This window comes from Nocardia gipuzkoensis (genome assembly GCF_021183645.1).
Taxonomy (GTDB): Bacteria; Actinomycetota; Actinomycetes; order Mycobacteriales; family Mycobacteriaceae; genus Nocardia; species Nocardia abscessus.
Window position 1 is genome coordinate 3,993,122 of the sequence record NZ_CP089225.1, and the last position, 13,974, is coordinate 4,007,095.

Here is a 13,974-nt window from a genome sequence, read left to right on the forward strand (position 1 = left end):
CGGCCGCGCCGACGCCGATCATCACGAATCCCGGAGACGTTTCCCGTGACCATTTCGCATTCCGCCCTGACCGGCAACTCCGGCACCGAACAGCTGCGCGACCGGATCGCCGAGGTCCTCACCCGCGCCAGGCAACGCACCCACACCCTCACCGACTGCGTCGACGAAGCCGAACTGGTGGCCCAGCATTCACGGCTGATGAGCCCGCTGGTCTGGGACCTCGCACACATCGGCAACCAGGAAGAACTGTGGCTCGTGCGCGACGTCGGCGGCCGCGACCCGGTGCGCGCCGACATCGACGAACTCTACGACGCCTTCAAGCACGCCCGCGCGAACCGGCCCGCGCTGCCGTTGCTCGACCCGGCCCAGGCCCGCGGTTACGTCGGCACCGTGCGCGACAAAGTCTGGGATGTGCTCGAGCGCAGCGACTTGCGCGGCCGCCCGCTGGTCGACGGTGGTTTCGCGTTCGGCATGATCGCCCAGCACGAGCAGCAGCACGACGAGACCATGCTGGCCACCCATCAGCTGCGCACCGGCTCGGTGGTGCTCTCCGCGGCGGCCGCGCCGACGTCGGCGGCCCCGGTCACCGGGGAGGTCGTCATCCCGGCGGGCGAATTCACCATGGGCACTTCGACCGAGGCGTGGGCACTGGACAACGAGCGTCCCGCCCATCCGGTCGTGGTGTCCGGTTTCGCGATCGACGCCGCGCCGGTGACCAACGAGCAGTACCTGGCCTTCATCGATGACGGCGGCTACCAGCGCCCTGAGCTCTGGTCCGAGCGGGGTTGGGCACATCGCAGCGAGGCGGACTTGGTCGCGCCGCAGTTCTGGGAGCGCGATCCGTCCGGACGCTGGTGGCGGCGGGTGTTCGGGGTGATGACCCCGCTGCGGCCGCACCAGCCGGTCGTGCACGTGTGCTGGTTCGAGGCCGAGGCGTACGCGAACTGGGCGGGCAAGCGCCTGCCCACCGAAGCGGAATGGGAGAAGGCGGCCAGGTTCGACCCGGCCACCGGCGCGTCGCGGCGATTCCCCTGGGGCGACGCCGATCCCGATGCCGCCACCGCGAACCTCGGGCAGCGTCATCTGGAACCGGCGGAGGTCGGCGCTTATCCGGCGGGCGCGTCTCCGGCGGGCGTGCACCAGCTGATCGGTGATGTGTGGGAGTGGACCGCCTCGGGTTTCGAGGCGTATCCCGGTTTCCGCGCGTTCCCGTACCGGGAGTACTCCGAGGTGTTCTTCGGCGGGGACTACCGGGTGCTGCGCGGCGGCTCCTTCGGCACCGATCCGGTGGCCTGCCGCAGCACGTTCCGCAACTGGGACCACCCGATTCGCCGCCAGATCTTCGCGGGATTCCGCTTGGCGCGGGACCTGCGCGCGGGAGAAGGCGAGTGAGCGACGCTCGTTCCGCCGGGCGGCGGTGGGACCGCGGTGACGCGGTGTGCGAGCCGCACCCCACGGAGGCGGCCTCGGCGGGCGCCGATGTGTAGACACCTGGGTTATGTCGGCCCGCCGGTGCGGGTGGGCGAGATGTTGACCCTCGGCTCCCATTCACTGCGCACCCAGGCGTGGGCCCCACGCGATATGCGCCACGGCGGCACCATCAACGCCGACGGCTTCGGCGTCGCCTGGTGGCGCGTCGCGGAGAACGACGCGGTCATTGCCAGCCGCTACCGCAACGCCGACCCGATCTGGACCGACCCGGCCGTGGACGAGGTGCTCGGGCAGCTGGAGTCCGCCGCGGTGCTCGCCGCGGTGCGCTCGGCCACGGTCGGCATGCCGGTCGAGCGGTCGGCGTCCGCGCCGTTCACCCGCGACCGCTGGGCGTTCAGCCACAACGGCGTGGTCCCGGACTGGCGCCGCACGCTGTCCGGCGTAGCCGCCGAGTTCGCGCTCATCGCGGCCGAACTCGGCGCCGAGGATCTGTTCACCCCGGCCCGGCTGCTGGAGGCGGAATCGGCCACCGACGCGGCGACACTGTGGGTGCTGCTGTGCGATCTGCTGGCGACCAGCTCGCCGGACGGCGAGTGGTCCGCGGCGCCCGCGGCGCTGCGGCTGCTCGTGTCCGCCATTCTCGACCGGGCGCCGGAAGCACGACTGAACCTTCTGCTCTCCGACGGCGCGCAGCTGTGGGCGACCACCTGCCACCACTCGTTGTCGGTGCTGGTCACCGACGAGTTCGCGCTCATGTCCTCCGAACCGTTCGACGACGACCCGCGTTGGCGGTCGATCCCGGATCGCTGCCTGGTGAGCGCCCGGCCCGGCGCGCTGTCCGTCGACGCCCTCCTCTGACCCGAAAGGCCCGTGCCATGACCGCAGCCTCGCTGGACATCCACCTCACCGAAGACGACCTCGACGCGGCGCTCCGCTCGGACGCCCGGCTGGGGTTGTCCGCCGACCCGAAATGGTTGCCGCCCAAGTACTTCTACGACGCCAGGGGCAGCGAACTGTTCGAACAGATCACCGAGCTGCCCGAGTACTATCCGACGCGCACCGAGCGCGCGCTGCTGGAGCGCGTGGTCGACGAGATCGCCGACGCCGCGCAAGCCGAGGTGCTGGTCGAACTCGGCGCGGGCTCGGCGGCCAAGACGCGCCTGCTGCTCACCGCGCTCAGTGCGCGCGCACCCCTGAAGAAATACGTCCCGCAGGACGTGTCGCCCGCGGCGCTGCGAGCCGCCGCCGATGAGGTCGCCGCCGAGTTCCCCGGCCTCGCCGTGCACGGTGTGGTCAGCGACTTCACCGACACACTGGACAACCTGCCGCGCGGGGGACGCCGGATGATCGCCTTCCTCGGCGGCACCATCGGCAACCTGATCCCCGAGGAACGGGCCGAATTCCTCGCCCGGATCCACGCCGTGCTCGAGCCGGGCGAACACCTGCTGCTCGGCGCCGGGCTGGTCATCGACCCGGCGGTGCTCGTCCCCGCCTACGACGACGCGGCGGGTGTCACCGCCGAGTTCAACCGGAACGTCCTGCACGTGTTGAACTCTCGCTTGCACGCCGACTTCGCACCGGAGAAGTTCCGGCACGTCGCGGTCTGGGACGCGGCGCGCGAGTGGATCGAGATGCGGCTGGAAGCGAGCGAGGACATGACCGTCACGGTCACGGACCTCGACCTCACCGTGCGCTTCGGCCGCGGCGAACAGATCCGCACCGAGATCTCGGCGAAGTTCCGGATCGAGGGCCTCGAGGCCGAACTCGCCGCCGCGGGCTTCGCCACCGGACACGTGTGGACCGATTCCGACGACCGCTTCGCCCTGGTGCTCGCCCAGCGGCGCTGACCGCGCACCGGTCGGCGGCGGTCACCGCGAGGGTACGCCGCCGACCACCGCCGCGAGCCATTCGACCAGCGGCCGCATCTTCTCCCACGCGGCGCGGACCTCCTTCGCCGCCCGGGGCGTCTCCAGCCAGGCGGGCGCGCCGAATTCCCTGCCGCACGTGATGGACTTGTGCCGCAGCAGGTCGATGCGCGGGTGGTCGGCGTCGTAGCCCTTGGGTTTGGTCTTCAGCTTCTCGCCGCCGATGGTGAAGCCCGCGGCGGCGAGCTCCGTGAGGATCACCGCCAGCTCGGGTCCGCGCACGTCGTCATCGATGGTGGCGCGCAGTTGCGCGAGCTGGTCGGGGGAGCCCTGGTAGAAACCGCCGCCGACGTACAGGCCACCGGCGTTGATCTGGACGTACCAGCCCGCGCCCGGCGCGGCCCGCACCACGGCGCCCTGCGCGGTCTTGTACGGCGACTTGTCCTTGGCGAACCGCACGTCCCGGTAGGGGCGGAAAATCTTGGCCGGCCCGAAGTCCGGCTCGAGTTCGGCGACGAGCGCCTTCATGGGCGCGAGCACCGCCTCGTCGTAGATCTGCTTGTGCGCGGTCCAGAACGCCTTGGAGTTGTCGGCCTCCAGGTCCTCGTAGAAGTCCGGTCCGGCCAGCGGGAAGCCCGTGAATCCGGTCATGCTCGCGCACCCGTCGTGCCGGTGCCACCGAAAAGACGCATACCGAGAATCTACGTCGACAAGTCTCCGCCGAACACGGCGAATCCCACGATGAAGCCGATCACCATCCCGACGGCCGCCGCGATCGCTGCCCATTTGCCGAGCGATTCGCCCTTGTTGTGCCCGATTATGCCCAGGATTATCCCGGCCGGGCCGAACAGGAACGGGCAGAACAGCAGGGCGGTGACCGCGCAGACGAACCCGATGATCGAGTACACCTGGCTACCCGCCTGCTTCGGCTGGGTGGCGTAGGGCTCGTACCCCTGCTGCGGGTAGGACGGATAGCCGTACTGCGGAGGCTGCTGCCCCGACGGATACCCGTACACCCCGCCCGCCGGGTATCCGGGCTGACCGGTCGGCGGGTACAGCTGCTCGGCGTCGGCGGAGTGCCCGGTCGGCGGAGAAGGCGGTTGCCCAGCGGAGCCGAATCGCGTGTGCTCGTCCGGCGTGAACCGGTGTGTGGATTCGTCGGTGGGCTGCGGCGCGGAGCCCGACAAGGGAGTGCCCGGCGCGGCGGGTTCGGCGCCCCAGGACTGCCGGCCACCCGGGCTGTCGGCGCCCCAAGGCTGCGGCTCAGCGGGCTGGCCGCTGGGTTCGGCGCCCCACTGGCCGCCCAGCGGTCCGGCGGGCGGCGATCCGGTCGGCTGCCACCACTGATCCGGTGCAACCGCCTCGCCCTCCGGTGGCCGCGCGGCCGCGGGGTCGTGCCCGGTGGGTTGTGCGCTAGGTGTCTGGGCCGGAGCGGAACCGGTCAGGGGCTGGGCAGGCTCCTCACCGGAGGTGTCCCCGGTCTGCTTCGACAACGAGGGCGACTCCGACGGCCGCTGCTCGTCGTCTGCGTGCTCCGGATCCTTCGGCGTGCTCATCGCACCCTCCTCGTATCGTCCCGGTCAGCAACCTATGCCTACCACGGTGAACGCGTCGTCGTACCCGATTGCGCCAGCGTGGCGCGTCGGGGGAAGCGCGTCTCAGAGGTCCTGATCGTCGACGATCTCGATCGCGGCGACCTCGGCGGACCGGTCGTCGGCCTCCTCGTCTCCGGCGCGGCCGTCGCTCGGCGTCCACTCCTGGGCCAGCTCGTCGCCGATACCCAGCCTGCCGTCGTCCTCGTCCTCGTGGTAGCGGATGCGCAGATCGTCGGGCGGATCCTCGATGTTGCGCTGATACTCGCGGATCTCGTCCTCTTGGTCGTCATCCCCCATTTCGGTTTCCAACGGGTCACGGTTCATACCCCCAGTATCCCCACCGATCGCCGCGCCTAACGCGGATACGAAAACGGCGGCCCGAACCGGAGTCCGAGCCGCCGTCTGCGGGGGTGTGGTTCTTATGCGTTGCCGTTGAAAAGGCCGGTGACCGAGCCGTTTTCGAAGACCTCGCGGATGGTGCGGGCCAGCAGCGGCGCGATGGACAGCACGGTCAGCTGCGGGAATTTCTTGTCCTCGGTGAGCGGCAGGGTGTTGGTCACCACGACCTCCTTGGCGCCGCAACTGGTGAGGCGCTCGGCGGCGGGCGGGCTCAGCACGCCGTGGGTCGCGGCGATGACCACGTCACCGGCGCCGGCCTCCTTGAGCACCTTGACCGCGCCCGCGATGGTGCCGCCGGTGTCGATCATGTCGTCGATCAGGATGCAGGTGCGGCCCTCGACCTCGCCGACCACGCGGTTGGACTTCACCTGGTTGGGCACCAGCGGGTCGCGGGTCTTGTGGATGAAGGCCAGCGGCGAGCCGCCCAGCGAGTCGGCCCACTTCTCGGCGACGCGCACGCGGCCCGAATCGGGGGAGACGACGGTGATGTGCTCGAGGCTGTAGTTGGTGCGGATGTACTCCGCCAGCTGCACCTGGGCGTGCATGTGGTCGACCGGGCCGTCGAAGAAGCCCTGGATCTGGTCGGTGTGCAGGTCGACGGTGATGATCCGGTCCGCGCCCGCGGTCTTCAGCAGGTCCGCGACCAGACGGGCCGAGATGGGCTCGCGGCCGCGGTGCTTCTTGTCCTGGCGGGCGTAGGGGTAGAAGGGCAGCACCGCGGTGATCCGCTTGGCCGAACCGCGCTTGAGCGCGTCGATCATGATGAGCTGCTCCATCAGCCACTGGTTCAGCGGCGCGGGGAAGCTCTGCAGGACGAAGGCGTCGGAGCCGCGGACCGACTCCTCGAACCGGACGAAGATCTCGCCGTTGGCGAAGTCTCGTGCGATCTGCGGCGTCACGTGGACGTCGAGTTCCTTGGCGACCTGCTCGGCCAGCTCAGGATGGGCGCGTCCCGAGAAGAGCATGAGGTTCTTCTGGTTGTCGATCCATGACGCGGTCACTGCTGATTGCCATCCTTTTGCTCTATTGCCTGACCCGACATCTCCTTGGCCGCGATGGCTTCCGCCGCCGCGCGGGCCGCGTCCGTCCCTGGACGGTGACGCTGCACCCAGCCCTCGATGTTCTTCTGCGGACCACCGGAGACCGCGAGAGCTCCGGGCGGAACGTTTCTGCGCAGTACAGTACCCGCAGCCGTATATGCTCCGTCACCCACCGTCACCGGCGCGACGAACATGGTGTCGCTACCGGTGCGCACGTGCGAGCCGACGACGGTGTGGTGCTTGGTCACGCCGTCGTAGTTGACGAAGACACTGGACGCACCGATGTTGCTGTGCTCGCCGATGGTGGCGTCGCCGACGTAGGTGAGGTGCGGCACCTTCGAATGCGCGCCGATCGAGGCGTTCTTGGTCTCCACGAAGGCGCCCAGCTTGCCCGCGTCGCCCACGACGGTGCCGGGACGCAGGTAGCTGAACGGGCCGATGGTCGCCTTCGGGCCGATGGTCGCGCCCTCGCCGTGGGTGCGGATCACCTTCGCGCCGTCACCGACGACCACATCGGTGAGCGTGCTGTCCGGGCCGACCTCGGCGTCCTCGCCGAGGATCGTGTTGCCGAGCAGTTGTACGCCGGGCCGCAGCACCGCGTCCCTTCCGATGCGCACGCCGGCGTCCACCCAGGTGGAGGCGGGATCCATGATCGTGACGCCCGCCCGCATGTGGCGCTCCAGGATGTAGCGGTTGAGCGTGCGCGCCGCCGCGGCCAGCTGCACCCGGTCGTTGACGCCGGTGACCTTGGCCGCGTCGACCAGCCGTGCGCCGTGCACCGGGTGACCGGCTTCGCGGGCCAGGCGCAGCACGTCGGTCAGGTACAGCTCGTGCTGGGCGTTGGCGGTGGACAGCCTGCTGATCATGGTGCGCAGCACCGCGGCGTCGAACGCGTACACACCGGAGTTCACCTCGGTGATCGCGGTCTGCTCCGGGGTGGCGTCGGCGTGCTCGACGATCTCGGCCAGCTGGCCCTCGGCGTCGCGCACGATGCGGCCGTAGCCGTTCGGGTCCTCCGGTACGAAGGTCAGCACGGTGACCGCGGGGCGTTCGGCGTAGCTGCGGTGCTCGTCGAGCAGCGCGGCCAGGGTGTGCCCGTCCAGCAGCGGCACGTCGGCCGAGGTGACCAGCACGTCGCCGGTGAATCCGACCGGCAGGGCGTCCAGCGCGCACTGCACCGCGTGCCCGGTGCCGAGCTGCTGTTCCTGCAGCGCCGGGGTGATCTCCCGGCCCAGGTCGTCGGCGACCGCGGTGACGGCCGCGCCGACCTGCTCGCGGTCGTGCCCCACCACGGTGATGAGGTACGCGGGGTCGATCTCGTTCGCCGCATGCAGCGCGTGCGCGAGCATGGTCCGACCGGCCAGCGAATGCAGCACCTTGGGGGTCTTCGACCGCATTCGCGTCCCGGCACCGGCTGCGAGAACGACGACGGCGGTCTGCTGTGGCATGGATCTCCCTCGGCTGCCTGTCCTCGTGCGGGGCGTCGTCGTGCTTGGTCAGCGATGTGCGGGCCAACGATAGTCATCGTGCTCTCGAGCTCCGCCGCCAGGACTCGAACCTGAACTCTCTGAACCAAAATCAGATGTGCTGCCATTACACCACGGCGGATTGTCACACCGGCGGTTGGCGAACCCCCGCCGCTGTGCCACGGCACGAGATGAATCCTCGCATACTCGCCCGCCTCCCCGCGAATTGTTGGGCGGAGGGTCGAGCGGTCGCGTCGCCGAGCTGTCTGGAACAGTGGTATGTGAACGTCGGCGTCCTGCGTCGGAGCCCCGATGCGACGCCGTCTCGCACGCACATGGGTAACTCGCCGGGCACGCCCACGGCTGGGCCGGGCAGGCGATCGGCGGGCCGGAGGGTGCACCGTCGATGTACTCGGTCGGCGAGAACGCGGAGAGGCGGAGGAGTGTCAGTGTCTTCGGGTGAGTCACATCGAGTGTCCCGGCCGCGCATGACCGGCACCCAGCGGCGTCAGCAGTTGATCGAGATCGGGCGCGCGCTGTTCGCCGAACGCGGCTACGACGCGACCTCCATCGAGGAGATCGCGCAGCGCGCCCAGGTCTCCAAACCCGTGGTGTACGAACACTTCGGCGGCAAGGAGGGGCTGTACGCGGTCGTCGTCGACCGGGAGATGTCGATGCTGCTGGACATGATCACCTCCTCGCTCACCCAGAACCGATCGCGGATCCGGCTGGAACAGGTCGCGCTGGCGCTGCTGACCTACATCGAAGAACGAACCGACGGGTTTCGAATTCTCGTGCGTGATCAGCCCGCTGCCGCCGCGGAGGGCCGGTACTCCAGTTTGCTCAACGAGGCGACCAATCAGGTGGCGCACATCCTGGCCGGAGACTTCGCGCGCCGGGGCTTCGACACCAGCCTGTCCACCCTCTACGCCCAAGCGCTCGTCGGCCAGGTCGCCACGGCCGCGACCTGGTGGCTGGACGAGCGCACACCGTCGAAAGAGGTTGTGGCGGCACACTTGGTGAACCTGTGCTGGAACGGTCTGAGCCATCTCGAAGCCGATCCGCAACTGAGCTCGGAGTGGCGCGCCGGCGCCGGTGAGTGACCCGGATTGTTAACTAGCAAATTGCGCGGCAGGTCTGGCCGAATGCTCGAATTGGCTGCCGGGCGCGCGCCTGGTGGTACGGTTCACCCATCCTTTGGGTGCTGTTCGGGCGGTAAGTCGGTCAACTTCGAGATGTCGGTCTACTTCAGGATGGCTGGTTTTGGGATGACAGGCGGATCTGATGGCTAGGCAAGCGCGCGCGGAGATCACCCGCGATTCCGTCCTGGCGGGCGCTGCCGATGTCTTTCTGCGCTTGGGATATGCGAATGCGAGCCTGAGCGAGATCATCGCGCAGTCCAATGTGACCAAGGGCGCCTTGTACTTTCACTTCGGCTCGAAGGAAGAACTGGCGCGCGCCGTGGTCGACCAGGGCAACGAGCGACTGACCAGCTCGTGTCAGGGCTTCTTCGATCCCCGAGTGCCCGCGCTGGAAGCGTGCATCGGCATCACCTACGTCGTCGCCGATCTATCGATGAACGATCCGATGGTCGGCGCCATGCTGAAGCTGACCCACCAGATCGGCGACTACCGCGGCGCCCAAGGCGACAACATCGCCAAGAACTGGGGCGACACCTACCGCCTGCTCGCCGAACGAGCCATCGCCCAGGGCGACCTGATCGCCGACCTGGACGCGGAGGTCATCGGCCTGCTGTGGCAGGAGATGGCCGCGGGCGTGCACATCATCGCCGTCGGCACCGAATCCATCGACCAGATGGCGGTCCGGATGGAGCGCGCCTGGTACTTCCTGCTCCCGGCCCTCGTCCCGGCGGAAAAGCTCTCGTACTTCCGGGAATTCGCGGCCCGGCGGCTGCGGCGCTACGTGCCGTAATTTTTGCAGCGCTGCGGCGCCGCGAACGGCGCATGCTCGCTTACGTCATCGTCGAAGCTGAAGTGTCGGACGAGGAAGTCGGATTGGCGTACTGGCGGCTGGCGGAGCCATCGATCCGGCAGTACGGCGGGCGTTACCTCGTCGCTACCGTGCCCGAGGTTATCGAGGGGGCCTGGCCCGCGGCCCGGCGCGCGGTGGTGCTGGAGTTCCCCGATCTGGACCGGGTCCGAGCCTGGTACGACTCGCCGGAGTACTCGAAGGCGCGGGAGGTGCGTAAGTCCGGGGTCGAGGTGCGGATGGTGTTCGCGGACGGCGTCCTGGGCTAGACCCTCCACGGCGCTCTTGATCAGCCGGTCGGAGCCGGAGCGTATCCAGGTGGTCGTGGCGTTCGAGACGGAGTCGGCCGGCGGCGGTCGCCGCGGTGCACGCCGAAAGCGGCCGCGAACACGCGTCGCCGCAGGCGCTGCAAAAACGGGACACCCGCTTAACTAGACTCGGTTGGCCGCTCGAACCGTCTCGCCTGCGCTCAGGAGTTGTCGATGTCCACCCACCGCCCGCCGTTGGCGGGACTGGCCGCCGCGGCCGGTGCCGATACCTCGCTACGGACCGTCGCGGAGCTGATCGGCACCTCATCGGTCGAGTTGGTCGCGCCGTCGGCGGTGCGCCCGTTCGTCGCGGCGCGGGTGGCGGCCGCGCGGCCGCTGGTGGTGGTGACGGCGACGGGGCGGGAGGCCGACGATCTGACCGTCGAGCTGGAGGAGATGCTCGGCCCCACGGTCGCGCAGTTCCCGTCCTGGGAGACGCTGCCGCACGAGCGGCTCTCACCGGGCGCGGACACGGTGGGGCGCAGGCTGGAGGTGCTGCGCCGGATCGCGCACCCCGCCGACCCGCATTTCCCGGCGCCGCTGCGCGTCGTGGTCACCACCGTCCGGTCGCTGATGCAGCCGATGGCGGACGGGCTCGGCGACATCGAGCCGATCGTGCTGCGGGTCGGCGCCGAGCTGGACTTCGACGAATTGCTCACGCGGCTGGTGGAATTCGCCTACACCCGGGTCGACATGGTGGGCAAGCGCGGCGAATTCGCGGTGCGCGGCGGCATCCTGGACGTGTTCCCGCCCACCGCCGACCATCCGGTGCGGGTGGAGTTCTGGGGCGACGAGGTTACCGAGCTGCGGCCGTTCGCCGTCGCCGACCAGCGCTCCCTGCCCGAGGTGACGGTGGACCTGGTCGTCGCGCCGCCGTGCCGGGAACTGCTGCTCACCCCGGAGGTGCGCGATCGGGCGGCCGAGGTCGCCGCCGCCAACGCGGCCGACGCGGCGCTGGTGGAGATGCTGGAGAAACTGGCGCAGGGTATCCCGGTCGAGGGCATGGAGGCGCTGTTGCCGGTGCTGCGGCCCGGGCAACTGCGCCTGCTCACCGAGGTGCTGCCGGAGGGCACCCACGTGCTGCTGTGCGATCCGGAGAAGATCCGCACCCGCGCCGCCGACCTGGTGCGCACCGGCGAGGAATTCCTGGAGGCCTCCTGGACCGCGGCGTCGTTCGGCGGCGCCGCACCGCTCGGCGGGCACGGACTCGACCTGGCCGCCTCCGCCTACCGCCCGCTGCCGGAGGTCCAGGCCAGCGCCGATCGGCAGGGTCTGCCCTGGTGGACCCTGAGCCCCCTCGCCTCCGGCGCCGCGTCCGAGGTCGCGCTGCCGGTGCTGCCCGGCCCGGCCGCGCGCGGCTCCGACGAATTGGTGGCGACCCTGTTCGCCTCGCTGCGTGCCCACGTCATCACCGGCGGCAGGGCTGTCGTGGTCGTCGCAGGTCACGGCACGGCGCAGCGCATCATGGAACGGCTGGCGGACGCGGACGTCCCCGCCGCGGCGCTGGAGCAGGGGGCCGAGCCGAACGACGGCGTGGTCGGCGTGCTGTGCGGTTCGCTGCACGACGGCCTGGTGTTCGAGGACGCCGGTCTGGTGATCGTCGCCGAGTCCGACCTCACCGGCAACCGGGTCACCGCGCCCGCCGAGGGCAAGCGGATGCCGGCCAAGCGCCGCAACCAGGTCGACCCGCTCGCGTTGAGCGCGGGCGACATGGTGGTGCACGACCAGCACGGCATCGGCAAGTTCGTCGAGATGATCGAGCGCACCGTGGGCGGCGCCCGCCGCGAGTACCTGGTGATCGAGTACGCGCCGAGCAAGCGCGGCCAGCCCGGCGACCGGCTGTTCGTGCCGATGGAGTCGCTCGACCAGCTCTCCCGCTACGTCGGCGGTGAGATGCCGAGCCTGTCCAAGCTCGGCGGCTCGGACTGGGCCAATACGAAACGCAAGGCGCGCAAGGCGGTTCGGGAGATCGCGGGCGAGCTCGTGCAGCTCTACGCCGCGCGCCAGGCCGCGCCGGGCCACGCCTTCGCGCCGGACACGCCGTGGCAGCAGGAAATGGAGGACGCATTCGCGTTCACCGAGACCGTCGACCAGATGACCGCCATCGCCGAGGTGAAGGCGGACATGGAGAAGCCGGTCCCGATGGACCGCGTCGTCTGCGGCGACGTCGGCTACGGCAAGACCGAGATCGCGGTGCGGGCGGCGTTCAAGGCCGTGCAGGACGGCAAGCAGGTCGTGGTGCTGGTGCCGACCACGCTGCTCGCGCAGCAGCACCTGCAGACCTTCACCGAGCGGGTCGCGGGCTTCCCGATCACCGTGAAGGGCCTGTCCCGCTTCACCGATCCGGCCGAGGCGCGCGCCGTGCTGGAGGGAATGGCCGACGGCGGCGTGGACATCGTGGTCGGCACGCACCGGCTGCTGCAGACCGGTGTGCGCTGGAAGGACCTCGGCCTCGTGGTGGTCGACGAGGAGCAGCGGTTCGGTGTGGAGCACAAGGAGCACATCAAGGCGCTGCGCACGCACGTCGACGTGCTCACCATGTCGGCGACCCCGATCCCGCGCACCTTGGAGATGAGCCTGGCCGGTATCCGCGAGATGTCGACCATCCTCACTCCGCCGGAGGAACGCCACCCGGTGCTCACCTATGTGGGCGCGTACAACGACAAGCAGGTCACCGCCGCGATCCGGCGCGAGTTGCTGCGCGACGGCCAGGTCTTCTACGTGCACAATCGGGTGGCGTCGATCGACAAGGCGGCCAAGCGGATTCGCGATCTGGTGCCGGAGGCGAGGGTGGTGGTCGCGCACGGCCAGATGAACGAGGACGCGCTGGAGTCCACCGTGCAGGGCTTCTGGCAGCGCGAATACGACGTGCTGGTGTGCACCACGATCATCGAGACCGGTCTGGACATCTCCAACGCCAACACGCTGATCGTGGAACGCGCCGACGCGCTCGGGCTCTCCCAGCTGCACCAGCTGCGTGGCCGGGTCGGGCGCTCCAGGGAACGCGGCTACGCCTACTTCCTGTACCCGCCGGAGAAGCCGCTCACCGAGACGGCCTACGACCGGCTCGCCACCATCTCGCAGAACTCCGACCTCGGCGCGGGCATGGCGGTCGCGATGAAGGACCTGGAGATCCGCGGCGCGGGCAACGTGCTCGGTGCCGAGCAGTCCGGGCACGTCGCGGGCGTCGGGTTCGATCTCTACGTGCGCCTGGTCGGCGAGGCGGTCGAGGCGTACCGCGCCGCCGCCGACGGCAAGCCGATCACCATCGAGGAAGTCAAGGAGGTGCGCATCGACCTGCCCGTCGACGCGCACATCCCGCCGGACTACATCGCCAGCGACCGGCTCCGCCTGGAGGCCTATCGCAAACTGGCCGCCGCTCAAGACGATTCGGCGCTGGCGCAGGTCGTGGACGAGCTCGTCGACCGTTACGGGCCACTGCCGGTCGAGGTCGGGCGGCTGGTCTCGGTGGCCAAGCTGCGCCTGCTCGCCCGCGAGTACGAGGTGACCGAAATCGCCGTCACCGGAACCACTTTGAAGATATCCCCGCTGCATCTGCCGGATTCCAAGCAGATGCGCCTCAAGCGGCTCTACCCCAGCGCGGGTTACCGCGCCGCCTCCGGGGTGGTGCAGCTTCCGTTGCCCCGCGTGGAGGACAGTGTCGGCGCCGAGCGCGTCCGGGATGTGGTGCTGCTGCAGTTCGTGGCCGATCTGCTGCTGGCATTGGACGGGAAGGCGCAGGGCGCGGTCGATCTCACCGTCGCCGCCGAGATGGCTCCCCGATGAGTTCGGCGGATCGCGACGAGTCCGTCCTGCGGGCTGCCCGGCACCGTGCCGCCGAACGCAGGGCCGACGGCGAGGATCGCGCCGCGCCGAACGGC

General features: G+C 69.7%; 12 protein-coding genes and 1 tRNA gene. 7 read left to right on the top strand and 6 right to left on the bottom strand.

Annotation, left to right across the window (positions count from 1 at the left end):
- The first annotated feature begins 51 nt into the window (after positions 1-51).
- The 3 genes from egtB (at position 52) to egtD (ending at position 3,278) form a co-directional block, all read left to right on the top strand.
- Entirely contained in the window at positions 52-1,392 is a 1,341-nt protein-coding gene (egtB, locus tag LTT66_RS17700; protein WP_233069305.1) for an ergothioneine biosynthesis protein EgtB, read from the top strand.
- Positions 1,393-1,479: 87 nt separating this feature from the next.
- Positions 1,480-2,289 carry an ergothioneine biosynthesis protein EgtC gene (egtC, locus tag LTT66_RS17705; protein WP_233068836.1) on the top strand — a complete coding sequence of 270 codons (810 nt, stop codon included), beginning with the start codon at positions 1,480-1,482 and terminating at the stop codon, positions 2,287-2,289.
- Positions 2,290-2,306: 17 nt separating this feature from the next.
- Positions 2,307-3,278, top strand: a complete 972-nt coding sequence (gene egtD, locus LTT66_RS17710; protein WP_233068838.1) for an L-histidine N(alpha)-methyltransferase — start codon at positions 2,307-2,309, stop codon at positions 3,276-3,278.
- A 21-nt stretch (positions 3,279-3,299) separates the two neighbouring features.
- Here egtD and LTT66_RS17715 read toward each other — a convergent pair whose 3' ends face one another.
- The 6 genes from LTT66_RS17715 to LTT66_RS17740 form a co-directional block, all read right to left on the bottom strand.
- Positions 3,300-3,947 (bottom strand): DUF2461 domain-containing protein, encoded by a 648-nt coding sequence (locus LTT66_RS17715; protein ID WP_233068840.1) that lies wholly within the window; start codon positions 3,945-3,947, stop codon positions 3,300-3,302.
- A 50-nt stretch (positions 3,948-3,997) separates the two neighbouring features.
- The gene (locus LTT66_RS17720) at positions 3,998-4,852 is read right to left on the bottom strand and encodes a DUF4190 domain-containing protein (RefSeq protein WP_233068842.1); all 855 of its coding nucleotides are present in this window, start codon (positions 4,850-4,852) and stop codon (positions 3,998-4,000) included.
- 102 nt (positions 4,853-4,954) lie between these two features.
- Positions 4,955-5,215 carry a hypothetical protein gene (locus LTT66_RS17725; protein WP_233068844.1) on the bottom strand — a complete coding sequence of 87 codons (261 nt, stop codon included), beginning with the start codon at positions 5,213-5,215 and terminating at the stop codon, positions 4,955-4,957.
- Between the two features lie 95 nt (positions 5,216-5,310).
- Entirely contained in the window at positions 5,311-6,255 is a 945-nt protein-coding gene (locus LTT66_RS17730; RefSeq protein WP_228820597.1) for a ribose-phosphate diphosphokinase, read from the bottom strand.
- 32 nt (positions 6,256-6,287) lie between these two features.
- Positions 6,288-7,778 carry a bifunctional UDP-N-acetylglucosamine diphosphorylase/glucosamine-1-phosphate N-acetyltransferase GlmU gene (gene glmU / locus LTT66_RS17735; protein ID WP_233068846.1) on the bottom strand — a complete coding sequence of 497 codons (1,491 nt, stop codon included), beginning with the start codon at positions 7,776-7,778 and terminating at the stop codon, positions 6,288-6,290.
- A gap of 89 nt (positions 7,779-7,867) precedes the next feature.
- A tRNA-Gln gene (locus LTT66_RS17740) sits at positions 7,868-7,938 on the bottom strand.
- 346 nt (positions 7,939-8,284) lie between these two features.
- Here LTT66_RS17740 and LTT66_RS17745 point away from each other — a divergent pair.
- The 4 genes from LTT66_RS17745 to mfd all read left to right on the top strand — a co-directional run bounded on the left by LTT66_RS17745 (position 8,285) and on the right by mfd (position 13,879).
- Positions 8,285-8,899, top strand: a complete 615-nt coding sequence (locus LTT66_RS17745) for a TetR/AcrR family transcriptional regulator (RefSeq protein WP_233069308.1) — start codon at positions 8,285-8,287, stop codon at positions 8,897-8,899.
- A 181-nt stretch (positions 8,900-9,080) separates the two neighbouring features.
- Positions 9,081-9,728: a TetR/AcrR family transcriptional regulator gene (locus tag LTT66_RS17750; RefSeq protein WP_039800936.1), complete on the top strand. Its 648-nt coding sequence runs from the start codon at positions 9,081-9,083 to the stop codon at positions 9,726-9,728.
- A gap of 32 nt (positions 9,729-9,760) precedes the next feature.
- Positions 9,761-10,054, top strand: a complete 294-nt coding sequence (locus LTT66_RS17755) for a DUF1330 domain-containing protein (RefSeq protein ID WP_233068847.1) — start codon at positions 9,761-9,763, stop codon at positions 10,052-10,054.
- Between the two features lie 213 nt (positions 10,055-10,267).
- Complete coding sequence (gene mfd, locus LTT66_RS17760) at positions 10,268-13,879, top strand: transcription-repair coupling factor (RefSeq protein ID WP_233068849.1); 3,612 nt, start codon at positions 10,268-10,270, stop codon at positions 13,877-13,879.
- Positions 13,880-13,974: the final 95 nt, after the last annotated feature.

Bases quoted from the DNA above. Each gene is read 5' to 3' on its own strand.
- egtC (WP_233068836.1), top strand. From the start codon at position 1,480: ATGTGTAGACACCTGGGTTATGTCGGCCCGCCGGTGCGGGTGGGCGAG.
- egtD (WP_233068838.1), top strand. From the start codon at position 2,307: ATGACCGCAGCCTCGCTGGACATCCACCTCACCGAAGACGACCTCGAC.
- LTT66_RS17715 (WP_233068840.1), bottom strand. From the start codon at position 3,947: ATGACCGGATTCACGGGCTTCCCGCTGGCCGGACCGGACTTCTACGAG.
- LTT66_RS17720 (WP_233068842.1), bottom strand. From the start codon at position 4,852: ATGAGCACGCCGAAGGATCCGGAGCACGCAGACGACGAGCAGCGGCCG.
- LTT66_RS17725 (WP_233068844.1), bottom strand. From the start codon at position 5,215: ATGAACCGTGACCCGTTGGAAACCGAAATGGGGGATGACGACCAAGAG.
- LTT66_RS17730 (WP_228820597.1), bottom strand. From the start codon at position 6,255: ATGCTCTTCTCGGGACGCGCCCATCCTGAGCTGGCCGAGCAGGTCGCC.
- glmU (WP_233068846.1), bottom strand. From the start codon at position 7,778: ATGCCACAGCAGACCGCCGTCGTCGTTCTCGCAGCCGGTGCCGGGACG.
- LTT66_RS17745 (WP_233069308.1), top strand. From the start codon at position 8,285: ATGACCGGCACCCAGCGGCGTCAGCAGTTGATCGAGATCGGGCGCGCG.
- LTT66_RS17750 (WP_039800936.1), top strand. From the start codon at position 9,081: ATGGCTAGGCAAGCGCGCGCGGAGATCACCCGCGATTCCGTCCTGGCG.
- LTT66_RS17755 (WP_233068847.1), top strand. From the start codon at position 9,761: ATGCTCGCTTACGTCATCGTCGAAGCTGAAGTGTCGGACGAGGAAGTC.
- mfd (WP_233068849.1), top strand. From the start codon at position 10,268: ATGTCCACCCACCGCCCGCCGTTGGCGGGACTGGCCGCCGCGGCCGGT.